The sequence below is a fragment of the Sphaerisporangium flaviroseum genome, assembly GCF_039537005.1.
Lineage (GTDB): Bacteria > Actinomycetota > Actinomycetes > Streptosporangiales > Streptosporangiaceae > Sphaerisporangium > Sphaerisporangium flaviroseum.
In genome coordinates this window covers 814,177-835,152 of the sequence record NZ_BAAAZR010000001.1, presented here as the reverse complement: position 1 = coordinate 835,152, position 20,976 = coordinate 814,177, and the positions used below count along the sequence as shown (strand labels likewise).

The following is a 20,976-nucleotide window of genomic DNA, read 5'->3' as shown; positions in this document are numbered from 1 at the left end:
TCCGACCTCCGCCAGACCTCCATCCGCACACCCCCCAAGGACGTGACGTAATGCCGACGTTCGCCCGCCTCAGACCGAGATCATTGACCGTAGCCGCGGTGCTGTGCCTGATCACCAGCGCGTTCATGAACATCGGAAGTGACGCATCCGCGGATCAGACCATCGGGTACCCCGCCTTCTCCGGTCCCGCCGTCCCCGCGCCACCGGTCGGCTACAGCACCGGCAACATGATGCAGGCCATCTACAACGCCGAGAGTTCCGGTACCAGCTTCTGGATCGACCGGCTGCTCGGCCGTCCCGGCAGCGATCCGTCCGACGCCGACGGCGGCATCCTGATGACACGCGGCCGTGCGCTGTTCATGAAGACCCACAGCCCCGGCACGCTCGGTTTCGGCGGAAACGTCGCCTACATCGAGAGCATCAGCAACCAGAGCGCGTTCACCGTGGCGGTCACACCGGGGACCTTCACCGAGCAGGTGAGTCAGCGCTGGCAGGCGCCCAGCCACTTCAAGAGCGTGCACACCGGTGGCGGCATCCGGATCGAGCAGACCAAGTTCATCACCCAGAACAACGTCGCCGTGACCAACCTCGCGATCACCAACACCGGGACCGCGGCCACCACCCTGCAACTGCGGGCCACCTCGCCGTACGCCACCTCCGGCAGCGGCAACGAGCTGACCGGCACCGTCAACTCGTTCAACAACCTCACCACCCTCTCCCCGCGCCTGTCAGGCGACGGATTCACCGCCACCAGCGGCGGGCTCAACCGCTCCGCCACCATCGCCGCCGGCGCCACCGTCACCGCCAAGGTGGTGATGGGCTTCGTCACCAGCGAGCTCCCCGAGTCGCTGAGCGAGTACAACGCCTACAAGGACTACTCCAACGCCACCGCGTTCGCGACGCATGTGCGGGCCTACAACCTGTGGTGGGCGCAGAACATCCCGTACTTCGACTCCCCCGAGCCGGCCATCAAGAAGAACTACTACTACCGATGGTGGCTGATGCGGTTCAACAACCTGGACGCCAACATCCCTGGGCAGACCTACCAGTTCCCCACCTCGGTGGAGGGCGCGCTGGGCTACAACAACGCCATCGCGCTCACCCAGCCGATGCACATCGACGACCTGAAGTACCTGCGCACTCCGCTGTACGCCTACGGTGACTGGCTCTCGGTCGGGCAGATCTCCAAGGGCGGCCGGTTCCTGGACAACCCCGGAGACCCGGCCAACTGGTCCAACAGCTACACCCAGTACATCGGCGAGGCGGCCTGGCGCAGCTACCAGATCCACGGCGGCCAACCGGCCATCGCGGCGAACCTGGCCAAGTACGCCGAGGGTGACGCCAAGGGCCAGCTCAGCTTCTACGACCGCGACAACAACGGCCTGATCGAGTACGACTGGGGCGCCCTGACCGGGAACGACGCCGACGCGGTCTCGTTCCACTGGCGCAGCGGCAACCTCGACCGCACCGAGTCCGCCTACATCTACAGCGGAGCCCGCGCCGCCGCGCAGGCCTACGACGCGATCGGCAACACCACCAAGGCGGCCGAGATGCGCACGCTCGCCACCCGCGTGCAGAACGCCGTCGTCAACGTGCTGTGGAACCCCACCGCGCGGGTGCTGCAACACCGGCACGTGGCCACCAACGCCCTCGTCCCGTGGAAGGAGATCAACAACTTCTACCCGTACGCGGTCGGGCTGATGCCCAACACCGCCACCTACCGCGAGGCGCTGCGGCTGTTCACCGACCCGGCCGAGTACCCGGTCTTCCCCTTCTACACCGCCAACCAGAGGGACAAGGCGGCCGCCGCGGCGGCGGGCAACCCCGGCAGCAACAACTTCTCCACCATCAACTCCACCGTGCAGTTCCGGCTCTTCTCCTCGGTCCTTCGCAACTACCCCAGCACCTACATCACCACCGAGGACTACAAGAAGCTTCTCTACTGGAACACCTGGGCGCAGTACGTCGGCGGCAACACGCAGTGGCCCGACGCCAACGAGTTCTGGGCGAACTGGAACGGCTCGTCCATCACCTACCGATCCTGGATCCACCACAACATCCTCGGCAGCTCCAACTGGACGCTGATCGAGGACGTGGCCGGGCTACGTCCCCGCAACGACAACAAGGTGGAGCTCTCACCGATCAACATCGGATGGCCCAACTTCGCGGTGAACAACATCCGCTACCGCAACGCCGACCTGTCCGTCATCTGGGACGACCCCGCAGACGGCGTCGTCAGGTACAGCGGCGTCCCCCAGGGATACTCCATCTTCATCAACGGCAGCCGCGTCGCGACCGTCAACCAGCTCGTGCCGTTCATCTGGGACCCGGCCACCGGCGCGATCACCTTCACCGGCGCCACCGGCACCGTCGCCTACAACACCGCCGTCCCCGGGCTGCAGGCGCCGCAGCAGGTCGTCCAGTCCGACTCGCGGGTGGTCGACGCGCTCGCCAAGGCCGGGGTCGATCTCACCGCCAACCTGACCAACCTCGCCCAGGGCGCCACCGTGTCGGCCTCCCACACCGGCTCCGGCACCACCACCGCCTCCGCCGTCGACGGGTATCCCATCAACGAGCCCTACTGGGGCGCGGGCGGCTCACCCAACGCCCAGGACTGGTACGAGGTGAACTTCGGCACCGCAAGGACACTCGACGAGGTCCGGCTCTACTTCAAGGACAGCCGTCCGGCCAGTGCCACCTACCGGCCGCCGTCGGCCTACCAGATCCAGTACCTCAACGGCAGCACCTGGACCAACGCCGCCGCCCAGGTGAAGACGCCGAGCACTCCGCGTGGCAACTACAACCTGGTCCGATTCACTCCGATCACCGCACAACGGGTCAGGGTGCTGATGACCAATGCCTCCGGCGCCAAGAGCGGCCTCACCGAAATCAAGATCTACAACCGCGGTGGGACCAACCCACCGGTCGACTCGAACCTGGCGCTGACGGCGACGCCCTCCGCCTCCTCCACCTCGGACTGGGAGTCGGTCGCCGCCCTCAACGACGGCATCGACCCGCCCTCCTCCAACGACACGGTCAACCCGCGCTGGGGCACCTGGCCCGACCAGGGCGAGCAGTGGGGAGAGCTGACCTGGCCGTCGGCGGTGTCGCTCAACAGGGCACAGGTCTACTTCTTCGACGATGACGAGGGCATCGACCTGCCCGCATCGTGGAAGTTGCAGTACTGGAACGGGAGCGCCTATGTGGACGTCCCCGGCGCCGGCGGCTATCCCGTCGCCGGCAACCAGTACAACTCCGTCACCTTCACCGCCGTGAGCACCACCCGGCTACGGGTGCTGCTGCAGAGTGCCACCGGCTTCTCCGTCGGGCTGCTCGAGGTCAAGGCGTACGGCTCGTAGCGGCTTCCGCCGCGTGGCGGAGGAGGCCACGAGCCTCCTCCGCCACCCCATCCGCGTCCCTTCTTCACCGAGGTGAGACAGCCATGCCAGAATCACCCGCCCTTTCCCGCAGAGCGATCCTGCGGGCCGGTGCGGCCGGGCTCGCCCTCGCCGGCACCGCGGGCGCCGGCCTGTCCGGCGTGTCCACCCTGTCCACCGCGGCCGCCGCCCGTGCCGACGTCGGGGTGTCGGTCTTCCCCTTCCCCCTCAACGCGGTACGCCTGCTCAGCGGCCCGTTCGCGGCGAACACGGCGCGCACGCACGGCTACCTGTCATTCCTGGACGCGGACCGCCTGTTGCACACCTTCCGGCTCAACGTCGGACTCGGCTCCAGCGCCACCGCCTGCGGCGGCTGGGAGTCGCCCAGCACCGAACTACGCGGACACTCCACCGGGCACGTGCTCTCCGCACTGTCGCAGGCGTACCTCGCCACCGGCACCGCGTCCTTCAAGGCCAAAAGCGACCACCTGGTGGCGGAACTGGCCAAGTGCCAGGCCCGCGCCACCGCCGCCGGGTTCAACGCCGGGTACCTGTCGGCGTTCCCGGAGAGCTTCATCGACCGGGTCGAGGCCCGCCAGGCGGTCTGGGCGCCCTACTACACCCTCCACAAGATCATGGCAGGGTTGCTCGACGCGCACCTGCTCACCGGCAACGCCCAAGCCCTCACCGTCCTGCTCGGCATGGCCTCCTGGGTGAAGCTGCGTAACGACCGGCTCAGCTACACGCAGCGGCAGAACATGCTCGACACCGAGTTCGGCGGGATGAACGAAGTGCTCACCAACCTCTACCAGCTCACCGGCGACGCCGGCCATCTCGTCACGGCGCAGTACTTCGACCACGCCGAGATCTTCGACCCGCTGGCGGCCGGCACCGACGCGTTGAACAACTACCACGCCAACACCCAGATCCCGAAGGCGATCGGCGCGATCCGCGAGTACCACGCCACCGGGAACACCCGCTACCGCGACATCGCCACCGCGTTCTGGGACATCGTCACCCGCCACCACAGCTACGCCATCGGCGGCAACTCCAACGGCGAGTACTTCAAGGGTCCCGACCGCATCGCCTCCGAGCTGTCCGACACCACCTGCGAGTGCTGCAACTCCTACAACATGCTCAAGCTCTCGCGGCAGCTGTTCTTCACCGATCCCTCCCGCGCCGACCGGATGGACTTCTACGAGAGGGCGTTGTACAACCACATCCTCGCCTCACAGGACCCCGCCTCCGCGCATGGCTTCCAGTGCTACTACGTGCCGATGCGCGCCGGCGGCATCAAGACCTACAGCAACGACTACAACAGCTTCTCCTGCTGTCACGGCACCGGCATGGAAAGCAACACCAAGTACGGCGAGAGCATCTACTTCCACTCCGGCGACACCCTTTATGTGAACCTTTTCATCGCCTCGGTACTGACCTGGTCGGCACGCGGGCTCACCATCCGGCAGGACACCACGTTCCCGGAAGCCGCTTCGACCCGGCTGACCATCACCGGCTCGTCCACCGCGACCATCAAGATCCGCATTCCGGCCTGGACCACCGGGGCGCAGATTCGCGTCAACGGCACGCCACGGGAGATCAGCCTCACCCCGGGCACCTACGCCACGCTCACCGGCACCTGGAACAACGGGGACGTGATCGACGTCAGCCTGCCCATGCCGCTGGTCCGCGAGCCCGCACCGGACAGTGCCGCGGTGCAGGCGGTCATGGTCGGCCCGATCGTGCTCGCGGGCGGCTACGGCAGCACCAACCTGAGCAGCCTGCCGACCCTGAACCCCGCGACGCTGGCGGCCACCACCACACCGCTCCGGTACACGGCGACGGCCGGCACCGGGCCTGTGACCTTGCGCCCGTTCTACCAGATGCACGGAGAACGCTATACCGTCTACTGGAACGTCCCCTCCGCGCCGTTGCCGGCCTTCGTGGCCCACTACGGCTTCGACGAGACCACCGGCACCACGGCCGCCGACGCCACCGGCAACGGTCGCACCGCCACCCTCGTCGGCGGCGCCACCTGGACCACCGGACGAACCGGCAACGCCGTCGACCTCAGCGGCGACGCCCAGTACGTTTCGCTGCCCACCGGCATCCTCGCCGGCGCGACGGCCTTCTCCATCGCGCTCTGGGTCCGGCTGGACACGATCACCGCCTGGTCGCGCGTCTTCGACCTCGGTACCGGTCCCACGGCCAACCTCTTCCTGACCCCGCGCAGCGGCACGGGAACCACCCGGTTCGCCATCACCACCGGCGGCTCCGGCAGTGAACAGCGCATCGAGAGCCCGACGGCGCTCACCGCCGGCACCTGGACCCACCTGGCCGTGACCGGCACCGGCAACCTCGGCGTGCTCTACGTCAACGGGGCCGAGGTGGCGCGCAACGGCGCGATGACGCTACGCCCCGCCGACCTCGGCGTCACCACCCAGAACTGGATCGGCCGCTCCCAGTACAGCGGCGACCCCTACCTCGACGGCGCGATCGACTCCCTCCGCCTCTACACCCGCCCCCTGACCGCCCCCGAAATCTCCACCCTCCACACCACCGGCCTATAACACGACACGGAACCATGCTGAGAACGATCACCACCCTCCCGCACGGGAGGAACACCACCCACCCACTCAGGAGGAACACCACCCCTCCCGCGAAGACGGAACACCCCCACCCGCTCAGGAGAAAGCCGATAACACCTGGGCGGGCAACACACGGGTACCCCAATCAAACGGGTGCCGGGTGGGCCCAACACCCCCACCCCCACTCGCCACCTCCATCAAACGACCACGCTGAAACGCCAGACGATCACCACGTCCCGCGTTGTCGACCGTCCACCGTCCTGGGTGTAAGCAGTCTGCAAGCGGGGCGTTGTACCAATGGGCGAGTACAAGGACGGCGACGACTGTTCGGGTGGCGGGCAGGGGGTCGTTGCGTGCGGCCATTGGAGAACGCGTTAAGGGGAATTCACATGACCGAGTCAGATCGCCCTTCGGGTGCCGCGCTGAAGACGTACAACTGGCGCAGGCCACCGACCTGGGTCAGCCTGCTCCTGTTCCCCATCGCGGTGCTGCTGGCTTTCGCGATCACGGAGAAGCGCGGCATCGTGCTCGGTGTTCTCGCGGGCGTCGTGTACGGATCCCTCGCGGTCGCAGGGCTGGCCCTGGATCGGGTGTCCGCCTGGTCCAAGGCGCACCCGGTTCTCGACAGCATCATCATGCCCCCTCTCCTGTTCTTCGCGCTCGCCTACCTCACCCCGCTTTCTCTGATCATCTGCTTGGCGATCACCGCAGCGGCGGCAGTGCCATGGTTCGTCCTCTCCACGTTGGTCAGGCGGCGCCGCAGCGAGCCGGTGTCCTGATCTCCCACGGCCGGAGGTCACGAATAGAGCGCGAACCGCCTCCACCGTGAACACGCGTGCCGTACGGAGCATCGAAAGTGGTATGCGCCGAGCACGCCTAGCGAACTGGAAACCGGCCCTGGCCTGGCTGACGCATCCCGCGACGGTGTCGGCCGTGCTGGTCCTGCTGCTGAACGACCATTTTCTCAAACACGTGTGGCCCGGCCCGATCACCGGAAAGCTCAGCGACGTGGCCGGCCTGCTGGTCGCTCCGCCGCTGCTGGCCCTGCTGATCGGGTCGCTCACCGGCCTCCAGGCGTTCCTGCCCGACGGCTGGGACGGCTTCGGCCGCTCCGACCACCCGGACCGCTCCGGCCGCTCCGGCCGCTCCGAGCGCTTCGGCCGCGCCCGTGCCGTGGACCCGTGCTCACCGCCGGTCGCCCTGGCCTCACTGCTGGCGACGGGTGCCGGTTTCGCGCTCGTGAAGTCCACCGCTCTGGGCGCCTCGCTCGCCTCGCAGGCGTGGTCGATCGCCGCCGGACCCTCGGTGGTCCTCGCCGATCCTTCCGACCTCATCGCGCTTCCCGCACTCGGCCTGGCCTGGCTCGTGTGGCGGCACGCGAGGGACACGGCCACGACGAACCCGGACGCGGTACGAGTGCTGATCGTGGTCCCCGTCGCGATGTTCGCGGTCGTGGCCACCCCGGCCCCGTACGCTCCGGACGCGCGGGCGGTGGGCATCCAGCGCGGGCTGGTCGTGGTCGACGGTGACAACTACGGCAGTTTGCTGGTCAGCCGGGATGGCGGCGCCACATGGATGCGGGACACCGACATGGGTGGAAGCGGCTCCCCTGGCGTCACCCGGCCAGGGGTCGACGCGGGAGCGGACGCGAATGGGCCGGCGCCTCTCGACGAACCGGCACCGCGCAAGAAGGCGTGCGTGCCCGATGAGCCGGAGCACTGCTACCGGGCGGGATCCCCCGCGCTGCGCGTACAGGAGACCATCGACGGCGGCACCAACTGGACCACCGTCTGGGAGGTCTCCGCGGAGGAGCAGCGGCTCATCCGGCAGACCTTCGATCCGGCCGACAACCAGGTGTACTCGGCGGCCCTGGCGGTGCTCGCACGACCGGAAGGACACGTCGTGGTGGTGGCGAACCGGCGCCACGGGATCGCGGTTCGCGATGTGGCGGGGACCTGGCGACGGCTGAGCTTCACGGCGGAGGGAGCCCCCTCGCCGCTGTCGCCCTACGTGCCGCCGGATGTCCGCCGGTCCGACGATGGGAACTTCACCCGCAATTCGCTGACCATCGCCGCGGCGGCCGGCGCGCTGGTCTGCCTCGCCGTCCTCGTGGCCGCACTGCGGCGCAGAGCCACCCGGCACCGCGACCGGTGACTCCGTCACGATCCGAACGACCCCAGCGGCGCGCACTCCTCACACCACCCGCTGAGCATCAGCCAACTCCGCCCGACACCGTCACGATCCGAACGACCCCAGCGGCGCGCACTCCTCACACCACCCGCTGAGCATCAGCCAACTCCGCCCGACACCGTCACGATCCGAACGACCCCAGCGGCGCGCATTCCTCGCACCACCCGCTGAGCATCATCTCCACGGCGAGGTCCAGGTCGGCGGCCACCTCCCAGGCCGCTGTCACCTCGGCGGGCAGGGTCCTGGCCGTGGGGACGAGGATGCCCCGGGCTCCCGCCGCGCGGGCCGCCTCCATGTCGCTTCCGGTGTCCCCGACGACCACGCAGCCGCCGGGATCGACGCCAAGGGTGTGAGCCACGTGCAGGATCAGCCCCGGCGCGGGCTTGCGGCACCGGCACCCGTCCGTCTCGTCGTGCGGGCACACCGCCCAGACGTCGAACGGTCCGAGAAGCTCCTCGACGCGCGCGTTGACGTCGTCGTACGCGGCCGGGCCGATCAGCCCACCAGCGCGTCCCGGTCGGTCGCCGACCCCGCCGACCCCGCCGATCAGCCCACCAGCGACACCGGCACCCGACTCGACGACCACGCCGATCGGCACCCCGGCACGGCGGAGCCGGTCCAGCGCCTTCCGGGCTCCTGGCACGGCCACGCCGGGACCGTCCTCGGCGTCGTACGAAACGTTCTCGATGAGCGTGCCGTCACGGTCGAACAGCACCGCGGCGGGCACGTGACGGGTGCTCGGCAAGCGCCACCTCCGCGGGTCCTCGTCCATGGGCTTGGCTACCCGGCCCACTCAGCGACAAAACCCGACATCAGCTACGTAGCGTGACTAAGTTCAAGATTCACACCTCTCTACCTCGACTTATACGCAAAGCCGCGTTTGAGAGCCGCTTCTCTCGGTAACCAGACTCCCGCGGCCCAATGGAGGTAGCCGATGCGGTTTCTCGGGATCAACGCCATATTTCATGATCCGGCAGCGGCCTTGGTCGTGGACGGAGAGGTCGTCGCGGCCGCCGAGGAGGAACGGTTCAGCCGCCGCAAGCATGGCAAGCGCCCGGTGCCCTTCTCGGCCTGGGAACTCCCCGAGCGAGCCGCCGCGTGGTGCCTGGCGCAGGCCGGGCTGCGGCCCGAGGACCTGGACGGCGTCGCCTACTCCTACGACCCCGAGCTGGTGCGGCTCGACCAGGAAAGTCCCGCCGAGCGAGGGCTGGATCCGCTCTGGGAGGAGCTTCGCACCACCTACGCGCGCCGCGCCCCGGCGTTCCTCGCCACCGCGCTGCCCGGCCTCGACTCGGCGCGGGTGCGGTACGTCCCCCATCACGTGGCCCACGCGGCGTCCGCCGGGCTGGCCGCGCCGTACCGCGACTCGGCGGTGCTGGTCTGCGACGGCCGGGGCGAGGCCGTGTCCCACCTCGCCGGGCACTACCAGGACGGCGAGCTCACCGTCCTCGCCGCACAGCGGCTTCCCCACTCGCTCGGCCTGATGTACGAGGACGTCACCGCCCACCTGGGCTTCCTTCGGTCCTGCGACGAGTACAAGGTGATGGCCCTCGCGGCGTACGGCGAGCCACGCCACCTCGGCGAGCTGCGGGAACTCATCTACACCACCGGCGACGGCGGCTTCCGCGTCGAACCGGTCGACTGGGGCGGCTACGCCAAGGCGCTCACCGGCGGCGACCACGCGGCCGAGGACCGCTGGACCGCCGACCACGCCGACCTCGCGGCCAGCGTCCAGGCCCGTCTGGAGGAGGTGCTCCTGGAGCTCGCCGCGTGGTTGCACGACCGGACCGGGGAGCGCTGCCTGACGATGGCCGGCGGTGTGGCGCTCAACTGCGTCGCCAACACCCGGCTGCTGGACGAGGGACCGTTCGACGCGATCTGGGTGCAGCCCGCCGCGGGGGACGCGGGTACCGCGCTCGGCGGCGCGTTGCACCTCTCCCACGTCCACGGGGAGCCGGTGACGCCGATGACCGACATCGCACTGGGCCGCGGATGGACCGACGAGGAGCTGGCCGCGTGGCTGACGTCGGCACGCGTCCCCTACCGCCGACCCGCCGACCTGGCGAACGCGGTCGCCGCCGAACTCGCCGCCGACCGGATCGTGGCGTGGTTCCAGGGGCGGTCGGAGTACGGCCCGCGCGCGCTCGGGCACCGCTCGCTGCTCGCCCATCCCGGGCGGGCCGCCAACGCCGAACGGCTCAACGCCGTGAAGGGACGCGAGCAGTTCCGCCCGATAGCCCCGATGGTCCTGGCCGAGCGCGCGCACGAGATCTTCGATCGCGGCCCGCTGCCGAGCCCGTACATGCTGTTCGTCCACGACGTGCGGCCCGAATGGCGGGACCGGATCCCGGCGGTCGTCCACACCGACGGGACGGCACGCGTGCAGACCATTGACCCGGGCGCCGACCCGCTGCTCGCCCGGCTGCTGGAGGCGTTCGACGCCCGCACGGGGCTGCCGGTCGTCGTCAACACCAGCCTCAACACCGCGGGCCGGCCCATGGTGGACGACCCGCGTGACGCCCTTGAGTGCTTCGGCTCCGCGCCGGTGGACGTGCTGGTGCTCGGCCCGTACCTCGTGCGCCGGGGGGAGGTGTTCGCCTCATGATCACCATCGTGATCCCCACCATCGGCCGGCGGAGCCTGAACCGGCTCCTGGCCGCGCTGGGCTCGGACCTCCCGACCATCGTGGTGGACGACCGGCCGAGGTTCTGTCCGGCGCTCAACGTGCCGGACCACGTCCGCGTGCTGCGTACGGGCGCGCGGGGGCCGGCCGCCGCCAGGAACACGGGGTGGCGAGCCGCCGAGACTCCGTGGATCGCCTTCCTCGACGACGATGTGGTGCCCGAGCGCGGGTGGCGGGAAGCGCTGGTCGCCGACCTCGCCGACCTCCCCGCCGACGTCGCGGGCTCCCAGGGACGTCTGCACGTGCGGCTGCCGTCCGGGCGGCGGCCCACCGACGCCGAGCGCAACACTGCGGCCCTCATGCAGGCGGGCTGGGCCACGGCCGACATGGCCTACCGGCGGATGGCGCTGGAGAGCGCCGGCGGCTTCGACGAGCGCTTCCCGCACGCCTACCGCGAGGACGCCGACCTCGCGCTGCGGCTTCTCAAGGCGGGACACAGACTGGCCAGGGGACGGCGCGTCACCCACCATCCCGTCCGCGACGACGGGTTCTGGACCAGCGTGCGGGCGCAGCGGGGCAACGCCGACGACGCGCTGATGCGGCGGCTGCACGGAGTGGACTGGCGAGCGGCCGTCGGCGGCGTTCCCGGCCGGCTCTCCCGGCACGCGGTGACCACCGCGCTGGGCCTCATGTCATGCGCCCTGCTCACCACCGCCGCCGTCCACCAGGAGTCCCGCCGGCGGACACGTCTCGGGGCCACGGCGACCGGGCTGGCCTGGCTCGCGCTCACCGCCGAGTTCGTCTGGGCGCGGCTCGCTCCCGGACCCCGCACTCCTGAGGAGATCCTGCGGATGGCCGTCACCAGCGTGATCATCCCACCCGTGGCCTGCGCGCACCGCCTCCGGGGAGAACTGCGGGTACGCCGGTGACCCGGCCCGTACGGTGGACCAGGTCCACGCGGGTCACCGGGACCGCGCCGAAGGCCGGTACCGTCCTGGTCGCCCGCCTCGACAACGCCGGAGACGTGCTGCTGGCCGGACCGGCCATCCGCGCCGTCGCGGCCGCCGCCAGGCAGGTGGTGCTGCTCACCGGCCCGCACGGCGGCGCGGCGGCCCAGCTCCTGCCCGGGGTCGACCAGGTGCTCGAGTGGCGCACCCCGTGGATCGATCCCGATCCGCCGCCCCTGAGCCGTCCCCACGTGGAACGGCTCATCTCCCAGGTGGAGAAGACGGCGCCGGACCAGGCCTTGATCCTCACCTCGTTCCACCAGTCGTCGCTGCCGCTGGCGCTGCTCCTGCGCCTGGCGGGCGTCCCGCGGATCGCCGCGATCAGCGAGGACTACCCGGGCTCCCTGCTCGACGTCAGGCACATCGTGGACGAGGGCGTCGACGTGCCCGAGTCGGTGCGGATGCTCGACCTCGCGCGTGCCGCCGGGTTCGAGCTTCCTCTCGGCGACGACGGAGCGCTCGCCGTACGCCGCCCGCTGCCCTCGGTGCGCCAGTTCACCGGCCCGCCCGGCTACGTGGTCGTCCATCCCGGCACCTCGGCGCCCGCACGGGCGTGGCCGGCCGACCTGCACGCGAGGACGGTGCGGGAACTGGTGCTCGCCGGGGTTCGCGTGGTGGTGACCGGGGATCCGGACGAGCAGCCGCTCACCGCCCACGTCGCCGGCGCGTACGGCGCGGACCTCGGCGGTGTGACCACGTTCCCCGAGCTCGCGGCCGTGCTCGCCGGGGCGTCGGTGGTCGTGGTGGCCAACACCGGCCCCGCCCACCTGGCGGCGGCGGTGGGGACGCCTGTGGTGAGCCTGTTCGCCCCGGTCGTGCCGGCGACGCGCTGGGCGCCGTACCGCGTGCCGGTCGTGCTGCTGGGTGACCAGCAGGCGGCCTGCCGGGGAAGCCGGGCGCGGATATGCCCGATCGCGGGTCACCCGTGCCTTTCGTCGGTGACGAGCGAGGAGGTCGTCGACACGGTCCTCGGCCTGGTGTCCCCCGGCGCCGCCGGGGTGGGGGGCACGGTCGACGGCTTCGCCGCGAACGGTCCGGACCACACCGGCGGTCCGGACCACACCGGCGGTCCCATCGGCACCGTCGGGCCCGGCACCCGGGACGACCGGAGCGATGCGGGCGGCTCGGCCGGTGTGAGGGAAGGGGCGCGATGAGGGTCGCTCTGGTATCGGAGCACGCCAACCCCCTGGCCGCGGTCGGCGGGGTCGACGCGGGCGGGCAGAACGTGCACGTCGCGGGGCTGGCCTGCGCGCTCGCCGCCCTCGGGCACGAGGTGACGGTCTACACCCGCCGCGCGGACGTGGACGAGCCCGACACGATTCCCATGGCTCCGGGGGTGACCGTCGAGCACGTCCCCGCCGGGCCGCCCGAACCGTTGCCCAAGGACGAACTCCTGCCCTACATGCCCGCCTTCGCCGCCCACCTCGCGCGCCGCTGGCAATCGGAGCGGCCCGACGTGGCGCACGCGCACTTCTGGATGAGCGGGCTGGCCACGCTGACGGCGGCCGACCTGCTGGGCATACCGGTGATCCAGACCTACCACGCGCTCGGCACGGTGAAACGGCGCTGGCAGGGCTCGGCGGACACCAGCCCCGACTGCCGCCTGGCCATCGAGCGCGACATCGGGCAGCGCGCCTCGGCGGTCATCGCCACCTGCACCGACGAGGTGAAGGAGCTCACGGCGATGGGCGTGCCGGTCGAGCGGGTCACGGTCGTGCCGTGCGGCGTCGACCTCGACCTGTTCCGCCCCGACGGGCCCATCATGCGGCACGCCGACCGGAACGGGTACGTACGGATACTCAGCATCGGCAGGCTCGTCCCGCGCAAGGGCGTCGACACGATAATCGAGGCGCTGCGTCACGTACCGGGGGCCCAGCTTGTCATCGCGGGCGGCGAAGCCGACGACGACGAGTCGCTGAGGCTCGGAAAGCTGATCGCCGCGTCCGGGCTCGGCGCCCGGGTGCGGATGATCGGCAGCGTCGAGCGGGCCGACGTGCCGACGCTCATGCGGTCCGTGCAGGTGGTCGTCACCGTGCCGTGGTACGAGCCGTTCGGCATGGTGCCGCTGGAGGCCATGGCCTGCGGAGTCTCGGTCGTCGCGTCCGCCGTCGGCGGCCACCTCGACACGGTGTCCGGCTGCGGCATGCTCGTGCCCCCGCGCCGTCCCCGGGTCCTGGCCATGGTGCTGCGCGACCTGCTGGTCCGGCCGGAGCTGCGGGCCTCGCTCGCCGCCACCGGGGTGCGCCGCGCCCGGTCGAGGTACGGGTGGCCGCACGTGGCCGCGCAGACCGAATCGGTGTACCGGAGCCTGATCGGCGAGCGCCTGGACGGGCTCGCCACGGCGGGAGGTTGAGCCATGCATCCGCATCTCTCGCGCCTGAGCGACGCGCTGTCCGCGGTGAACGCCGACACCCCGAAGATCCACGACTGGGGCCGCACGCTGGCGAAGGTGCTGACCGGCGGCGGGCGGCTTCTGGCCTGCGGCAACGGTGGGTCGGCCGCCGAGGCGCAGCACCTGACGGCCGAACTGGTCGGCCGCTTCCGCACCGATCGCCGCCCCTACGCGGCGATCCCCCTCCACGCCGACACCTCGACCTCCACCGCGATCGCCAACGACTTCGGCGCCGACGAGGTGTACGCCCGTCAGGTACGGGCGCACGGACGCCCCGGCGACGTACTGCTCTGCCTGTCGACGAGCGGGGCCAGCACGAACGTCCTCGCGGCGGCCGGCGTGGCGCGAGCGGGCGGCCTGATCACCTGGGCGCTGACCGGGCCGGCGCCCAACCCCTTGGCCGCGCTATGCGACGAGGTGCTGTCGGTTCCCTCGCGAGACACCGCGACCGTGCAGGAAGTCCACCTCGCCGTGATCCACATGCTCTGTGACGTGCTCGAAAGGCCTGAGGAGTGACGGCCGGGCCGATCGTCGTCGTCGGCGACTCGCTGCTCGACGCGGACATCGAGGGTGACGCGGACCGGCTGTGCCCAGACGCGCCGGTCCCGGTGGTCCGCGGGCGCTCGGAGCATCGCCGTCCCGGAGGCGCGGGGCTCGCGGCCCTGCTCGCGGCGCGCGATGGAGTGGAGGTCGTGCTGATCACCGCCCTGGGCGAGGACGCGTCCGGCCGCCTCCTGCACGCCATGCTGTCCGGCTTCGCCGAGGTCGTACGGCTGCCGCTGCGAGGCAACACCTCCCGCAAGACGCGGGTGCGCGCCCGGGGCCAGACCCTGCTCAGGATCGACACCGGCGACGGGCGTGCCTGGCGCGGCCCCGAAGGGGATCGGGCGGCCAGGGCACTGCGGCACGCCGGCGCGGTGCTGGTGTCCGACTACGGGCGCGGCGCGAGCGAGACCGTCCGCGACCTGCTCAACGGCCTCACCGTGCCGGTGGTCTGGGACCCCCACCCCTCCGGATCGCTTCCCATCCCCGGCTGCGCCCTGGTCGCCCCGAGCCAGGCGGAGGCCGCCGTCCTGTGCGGGCAGCCGTACGGCGACCCCGCGCTGGCCGCCCGGCACCTGGTGCGCGAGCTTCACGCGGGCGCGGTCGCGGTCACGCTGGGCAGGGAAGGCGCCGTGCTGGCCAGCCGGAGCGGACGGATCGCCCGGGTGCCGCCACCGGCGCCGGTCACCGGGAGCGACGCCTGCGGGGCGGGTGACCGGTTCGCCGCCGCGGCCGCGCTGGCCCTGCGCGACGGGGCGTCCATCCAGGACGCGGTGACGGTCGCGGTGGTCGAGGCGACGCGGTTCGTGGAGTCGGGCGGGGCCGCGGCGATCCGGCTCCCCGAGCCCACGCTTGGCGACCGGCCGCGTACGGCCGTGGAACTGGCGGCCCTGGTACGGGCGACGGGCGGCCGGCTCATCGCCACCGGTGGGTGCTTCGACCTGCTCCACGCGGGCCACGTCAGCCTGTTGCGGCAGGCCAGGGCCCTTGGTGACGCGCTGATCGTCTGCGTCAACTCCGACGACTCGGTCCGCCGGCTCAAAGGGTCCGGCCGCCCGGTCGTCGCCGAACGCGACCGGGTGGAGATCCTTCGAGCGCTCGGGTGCGTGGACGGGGTGATCGTCTTCACCGAGGACACCCCTTCCCGGCTCATCGAGCGCCTCCGTCCCGATGTGTGGGTGAAGGGCGGCGACTACACGGGACTGGACCTCCCCGAGGCCGAGGCGGTCCGGCGCACCGGCGGTGAGATCGTCGTCCTGCCCTCCGTACCCGGCCATTCCACGACCGGTCTGATCGCCGCCGCGCAGGAGGTGATGTGACGGCGCCCTCGGCGGTCCGGTGATCACGGCTGTACAGGCAATCGAAGCCCCCCTCAACCGAGGAGTAACGGTCATGATCGGAAACATCCTGGTCACCGGCGGGGCATCGGGCCTGGGGAAGGCCACGGTCACCGCGGTCGCCAAGGCCGGCGGAAGGCCGCTGGTGATCGACGTCAACGCGCCCGAGAACGGCGTCGACCACGTGGTAGCCGACCTGGCCGACCGTGAACACGCGGAACGGGCGGTACGGGAGTTGGCCGAGCGGGGGGGCGGCCTGGACGGCGTGGTGACGGCCGCCGGGATCGACATGTGCGGGCCGCTGTCGGCGGTGCCCGCGACCGGCTGGGAACGGGTGATCCAGGTCAACCTCCTCGGCACCGCGTCGGTGGTCCGCGCCGCCCTGCCGTACCTGCGCCGCTCGGGCGGCCGTGTCATCACCTGCGCCTCGACGCTGGGCATCCGGGCGGTCGGCGACGCCACGGCGTACTGTGCCGCGAAGTTCGGCGTGGTGGGGTTCACCCGGGCCCTGGCCGCCGAGCTCGCCGGCGAGGTGGGGGTCACGCTGCTGGTGCCGGGAGGCATGCACACCCCCTTCTTCGACGGCCGGGACGAGCGGTACCGGCCGGGGCCGGACGTCCGCCTGAACCAGCCGGAGGATGTCGCCGCGACCATCGTGTTCGCGCTCGGCCAGCCGCCCGGCTGTGAGATACGAGAGCTGGTGGTCTGCCCTTCCACAGAGACGTCATGGCCGTGACCCGGCCGGACGCGCCCGTGCTGCTGGTGTCGCGCGGGCTGGGAGTGGGGGACCTGCTCACGGTCGTTCCCGCGTTGCGGGCACTGCGGCGGGCCCATCCGGAACACCGGATCGTGCTGGCCGCGCCCGCCGCCCTGGGGGATCTGGTCTCCCTGATCGAGGCCGTGGACGAACTGGTCGACATGTCCGGTCCGGGACCGGTGCCCCTGGACCGGCCCGCCGTCGCGGTGAACCTGCACGGCCGGGGGCCGGAGAGCATCGTCGCGCTGAACCGCACCCGTCCCGGACGGCTGCTCACGCATGCCCACCCGGAGTTCCCCGGCGTGGACGGCCCGCCCTGGCGGCAGATGGCGCACGAGGTGCGGAGGTGGTGCGACCTGCTGGAGTGGTACGGCCTCGCCGCCGACCCCGCCGACCTCCTTCTCGACCCGCCCGCCGATAACACCGCCGACCTCCTCCTCGACCCGCCCGCCGATGACACCGCCGGCTCCCACGTGTCCGGTGCGTCCGCCGTGGACGGGGGCCCGTACGTCATCGTCCATCCGGGCGCGTCGTCGCGGGCCCGGTGCTGGCCCGCCGAGCGGTTCGCCGAGGTGGCCGCCGCGCTGCACCAGAGGGGGCATCGGGTGCTCCTCACCGGGAACGCGACGGAACGGTCCCTGGCCTTCCGGGTCGGCACGCTCGCCGGACTGCCCCACGAGGCGGTGCTCGCCGGGCGCACGCGGCTGGTGGACCTGGCACGGGTCGTCGCCGGGGCGGGGCTGGTGGTCTGCGGGGACACGGGCGTCGCCCACCTGGCGACGGCACTCGCCACACCGTCGGTGGTGCTGTTCGGACCGGTGTCGCCCGAACAGTGGGGACCGCCGTCCACCGGACGCCATGTCGCCCTGTGGGCGGGGAGCTACGGCGATCCCCATGGCAACCGGCCCGATCCGGGCCTGCTGGAGATCGGCACGGAGGCCGTCCTGGACGCCGCCGTGAACCTGATTGGGGTGAGTGTCCCGTGAAAGCACAGCGGGTCGTCGTCACCGGAGGCGCGGGATTCCTTGGCTCGCACCTGTGCGAGCGACTGCTGGCCGAGGGCGCCTCCGTCATCTGCATGGACAACTTCCTCACCGGCTCACCCGCCAACGTGGAGCACCTGATGGGGCGGCCCAGATTCCGTCTCATCGAGTGCGACCTCACGGGTTTCGTCCACGTGCCCGGCCAGGTGGACCTGGTGCTGCACTTCGCTTCCGCGGCGTCGCCCACCGACTACCTGCGCCATCCGATCGCCACGCTGAAGGTGGGCAGCATCGGCACGCTGCACGCCCTCGGCCTGGCCCGCGAGAAGAGGGCCCGTTTCCTGCTGGCCTCCACCAGCGAGGTGTACGGGGACCCGCTTGAGCATCCGCAGCGCGAGACCTACTGGGGCAACGTCAACCCGGTGGGGCCGCGCAGCGTGTACGACGAGGCCAAGCGGTTCGCCGAGTCCCTGACGACGGCCTACCGCAACTCCCACCGTGTCGACACGGCCATCGTACGGATCTTCAACACCTACGGCCCGCGCATGCGGCCTCACGACGGGCGCGCCATCCCGACGTTCATCCGGCAGGCCATCAACGGGGAGCCCATCACCGTCACCGGGGATGGGAGCCAGACCAGGTCGATCTGCTACGTCGACGACACCGTGGACGGCGTGCTCACCCTGGCGGCCAGCGGTTTCGAGGGCCCGGTGAACATCGGCAACCCGTCGGAGCTGACCATGGTCCGGCTGGCCACGATCATCCGGGATCTGGCGGGCTCGTCCTCGCCGATCGCGTTCGTCGACCGGCCGGTGGACGATCCCGCCGTCCGCCGCCCGGACACGTCCCTGGCCTACACGCGGCTCGGCTGGCGGCCGGAGATCGACGTGACCACGGGGCTTCGCCGGACCATCTCCTGGTTCGAACGGGAATTGCTGGCGACCGACCGCCCGGCGTCCTGACCGCATGCTGCGCGGTCAGCCCACGTGGACCTGAGGGCGCCGGTCCGCGTCGGGCTCCGCCCTGCGGAGGATCTCACGGGTCAGATGGGGAACCTCCCCGCCGCCGAGGACGAGGTAGCCGAGCAGGGCGAGCACCGGATTGCCCTCGGGCCAGTGGAAGTAGACCTGAGGGATGAGACCGGTCATGTCCCGCAGGTGAAGCAGGATGGCGGCGATCGCGTTGGGCACCGAAGGACTTCTGGTGGTGAGGAATCGGCAGCCCTCCCGTTCCTCGCCCTTGACCTCCAGCGTGCTGCTGAACTCGGAGGCGTCGCCGATCGTCACCTCCAGGAAGAGCACGGGGACGCCCGGCGGGAGATGGTGCAGCCGGCGGGACCGCCGTTCCTTGCTGTGGTAGTCGACGCGCCCGCGTTCGTCGGGGTTGGTGGCGACGAGGACGAGCTCCCCCGACGCGGCGACCTCCTCGACGAAGGCCCGCGCCCGCTCGTCCAGCCTGACCTCCTCCACCCGCAGTTCGAGCGAGCGGGTGGCACGAGAGATGAAGGAGGTGATGATGATCGTGCCGATGAAGAACGAGGCGATCTTGATGCCCTCCGGTCGCTCGAAGATGTTCGCGATCGTGGTGTAGGTGATGACCAGCGTGATCACGCCGAAGCGGACGAGGCCTCCTCTGTCACGCCGCCGGTGGGCCGAGAGCGTCACGGCCAGCGCGGCGGAGAGGATCACGACCAGTACGCCCGTGGCGTACGCGCCACCCTGGGCGTCGACGTCGGCCTTGAAGATCATCGTGATGCCGAACGCGACGGCGGTGAACAGCAGGACCAGCGGGCGGGTCGCCGCCGCCCAATGCGGAGCCATGCCATATCGCGGCAGGTAGCGCGGCACGACCGTCAGCAGGCCGGCCATGGCCGACGCGCCGGCGAACCACAGGATGCTGATCGTGCTGATGTCGTAGACGGTGCCGAACCTCTGCCCCAGGTAGGCATGGGCGAGATAGGCCAGCGCACGGCCGTTGGCCTTGCCGCCCGGCGGGAACTCACTGGCCGGAATCAGCGTGGCCGTGGCGAAGCTGCTGGCGATGAGGAAGAAGCTCATGATCAATGCGGCCGTGGTGAGCAGGCGCTTCGCCCCGCGGATCCTGCCCGCGAGATCCTCGCGATCGTCCTCACGGGAGCCCCGGATCAGCGGCATCACGGCCACACCGGTCTCGAAGCCCGACAGTCCCAGCGCCAGCTTGGGGAAGACCAGCAGCGCCACACCGATCATCACCAGCGGGGTGGAATAGCGCATGGTCAGCAGCGCCTCCCAGCGGAGCATCGGCCCAGGGTCGCTGATGAGGTGCTGGAGTGCCACGACCACGACGACCAGGTTGAGCGTCAGGTAGACCGTCACCAGGGCCACCGCGATGCCGATGGCCTCGCCGAACCCCGCGAGGAACACCACCCCCAGCAAGGCGATCAGCAGCAGCGTGACCCCGATCCGGTGGTCGCGCAGGACGGCCGACGTGATCGGGTTCGCGATGATGTGCGCGGCGGCGTCGGCGGCCGACAGGGTGATGGTGATGATGAAGTCGGTCGCGAGGAAGCCCAGCAGCACGAGCACGAGGAACTTCCCCGGCCACCCCGGCAGGTGGCGCTGCAGCATGGCGATGCTGCCCTGGCCGTGAGGGCTCTCCTCCGCGACCCGGCGGTAGACCGGTAGCGCGCCGAGCAGCGTGACGGCCACCAGGACCAGCGTGGCGATCGGCGACAGGAGGCCGGCGGCCAGGAAGGCGATGCCCGGCTGGTAGCCGAGCGTCGAGAAGTAATCCACCCCGGTGAGGCACATGACTCGCCACCAGGGATGCCGCTTGACGGGAGTGGCGTGCGCGTCCTTGGTCGGCGGTCCTTCGAGGAGCCACCGCGACAGCGGCCGCCCCCACCGGAGGACTACCCCGTCCTCGCCGTGACCTCCGTTCCCGGCCGCGTCGGGGCTCGTACCCAAAACCGTCACTCCCCGTCGTAGGTCCGCTCGGCCGTTGAAAGTTTCAGCACTTCTCATTCAGAGGATTCACGGCGTCGAATTGATACCCCCAGGTGAGCACGGGGTGACCTCGCCGGTCGCTCCGATTCCCGCTGATGCGCAAACGCCTCGTCGATGGAGATTGAGGGCGGGGTCATCTAGCTTCCGGTCAGATCCGCGCCAAAAGCGAGCCCCCTGGCGGGTCCTACCTTGCGTCAG

At 70.8% G+C, this 20,976-nt stretch carries 15 protein-coding genes; 13 read left to right on the top strand and 2 right to left on the bottom strand.

What is annotated here, in order from left to right:
* Window positions 1-83: 83 nt before the first annotated feature.
* From ABD810_RS03925 to ABD810_RS03910, 4 genes are all read left to right on the top strand, one after another.
* Window positions 84-3,359 carry a discoidin domain-containing protein gene (locus tag ABD810_RS03925; RefSeq protein WP_344934278.1) on the top strand — a complete coding sequence of 1,092 codons (3,276 nt, stop codon included), beginning with the start codon at window positions 84-86 and terminating at the stop codon, window positions 3,357-3,359.
* An 83-nt stretch (window positions 3,360-3,442) separates the two neighbouring features.
* Complete coding sequence (locus tag ABD810_RS03920) at window positions 3,443-5,944, top strand: glycoside hydrolase family 127 protein (protein ID WP_344934275.1); 2,502 nt, start codon at window positions 3,443-3,445, stop codon at window positions 5,942-5,944.
* Window positions 5,945-6,351: 407 nt separating this feature from the next.
* A complete protein-coding gene (locus tag ABD810_RS03915) occupies window positions 6,352-6,741 on the top strand; it encodes a hypothetical protein (protein ID WP_344934273.1) in 390 nt (129 codons plus the stop codon).
* Between the two features lie 82 nt (window positions 6,742-6,823).
* On the top strand, window positions 6,824-8,116 hold the full coding sequence (locus tag ABD810_RS03910; RefSeq protein WP_344934271.1) for a hypothetical protein: 1,293 nt from the start codon (window positions 6,824-6,826) through the stop codon (window positions 8,114-8,116).
* A 157-nt stretch (window positions 8,117-8,273) separates the two neighbouring features.
* Here the strand turns inward: ABD810_RS03910 and ABD810_RS03905 are convergent, their stop codons facing one another.
* Window positions 8,274-8,897 (bottom strand): HAD-IIIA family hydrolase, encoded by a 624-nt coding sequence (locus ABD810_RS03905; protein ID WP_344934269.1) that lies wholly within the window; start codon window positions 8,895-8,897, stop codon window positions 8,274-8,276.
* A 189-nt stretch (window positions 8,898-9,086) separates the two neighbouring features.
* Here ABD810_RS03905 and ABD810_RS03900 point away from each other — a divergent pair, with 189 nt between their 5' ends.
* The 9 genes from ABD810_RS03900 to ABD810_RS03860 all read left to right on the top strand — a co-directional run bounded on the left by ABD810_RS03900 (window position 9,087) and on the right by ABD810_RS03860 (window position 18,756).
* A complete protein-coding gene (locus tag ABD810_RS03900; RefSeq protein ID WP_344934267.1) occupies window positions 9,087-10,757 on the top strand; it encodes a carbamoyltransferase family protein in 1,671 nt (556 codons plus the stop codon).
* The gene (locus ABD810_RS03895; protein WP_344934263.1) at window positions 10,754-11,704 is read left to right on the top strand and encodes a glycosyltransferase family 2 protein; all 951 of its coding nucleotides are present in this window, start codon (window positions 10,754-10,756) and stop codon (window positions 11,702-11,704) included. Before ABD810_RS03900 ends, ABD810_RS03895 begins: the two co-directional genes overlap by 4 nt.
* The gene (locus ABD810_RS03890; RefSeq protein WP_344934259.1) at window positions 11,701-12,936 is read left to right on the top strand and encodes a glycosyltransferase family 9 protein; all 1,236 of its coding nucleotides are present in this window, start codon (window positions 11,701-11,703) and stop codon (window positions 12,934-12,936) included. Before ABD810_RS03895 ends, ABD810_RS03890 begins: the two co-directional genes overlap by 4 nt.
* Window positions 12,933-14,135, top strand: coding sequence for a glycosyltransferase (locus tag ABD810_RS03885; protein WP_344934255.1), 1,203 nt, complete (start codon window positions 12,933-12,935; stop codon window positions 14,133-14,135). Before ABD810_RS03890 ends, ABD810_RS03885 begins: the two co-directional genes overlap by 4 nt.
* 3 nt (window positions 14,136-14,138) lie before the next feature.
* Entirely contained in the window at window positions 14,139-14,690 is a 552-nt protein-coding gene (locus tag ABD810_RS03880; RefSeq protein WP_344934253.1) for a D-sedoheptulose-7-phosphate isomerase, read from the top strand.
* Window positions 14,687-16,036: a D-glycero-beta-D-manno-heptose 1-phosphate adenylyltransferase gene (rfaE2, locus tag ABD810_RS03875; RefSeq protein WP_344934250.1), complete on the top strand. Its 1,350-nt coding sequence runs from the start codon at window positions 14,687-14,689 to the stop codon at window positions 16,034-16,036. The genes ABD810_RS03880 and rfaE2 overlap by 4 nt, the downstream gene beginning before the upstream one ends.
* Before the next feature lie 73 nt (window positions 16,037-16,109).
* Entirely contained in the window at window positions 16,110-16,790 is a 681-nt protein-coding gene (locus ABD810_RS03870) for an SDR family oxidoreductase (RefSeq protein ID WP_344934247.1), read from the top strand.
* Window positions 16,781-17,797, top strand: coding sequence for a glycosyltransferase family 9 protein (locus ABD810_RS03865; RefSeq protein ID WP_344934245.1), 1,017 nt, complete (start codon window positions 16,781-16,783; stop codon window positions 17,795-17,797). Before ABD810_RS03870 ends, ABD810_RS03865 begins: the two co-directional genes overlap by 10 nt.
* On the top strand, window positions 17,794-18,756 hold the full coding sequence (locus tag ABD810_RS03860) for a UDP-glucuronic acid decarboxylase family protein (RefSeq protein ID WP_344934243.1): 963 nt from the start codon (window positions 17,794-17,796) through the stop codon (window positions 18,754-18,756). The genes ABD810_RS03865 and ABD810_RS03860 overlap by 4 nt, the downstream gene beginning before the upstream one ends.
* A gap of 15 nt (window positions 18,757-18,771) precedes the next feature.
* Here ABD810_RS03860 and ABD810_RS03855 read toward each other — a convergent pair whose 3' ends face one another.
* Entirely contained in the window at window positions 18,772-20,748 is a 1,977-nt protein-coding gene (locus ABD810_RS03855; RefSeq protein ID WP_425566844.1) for an APC family permease, read from the bottom strand.
* Between the last annotated feature and the right edge of the window lie 228 nt (window positions 20,749-20,976).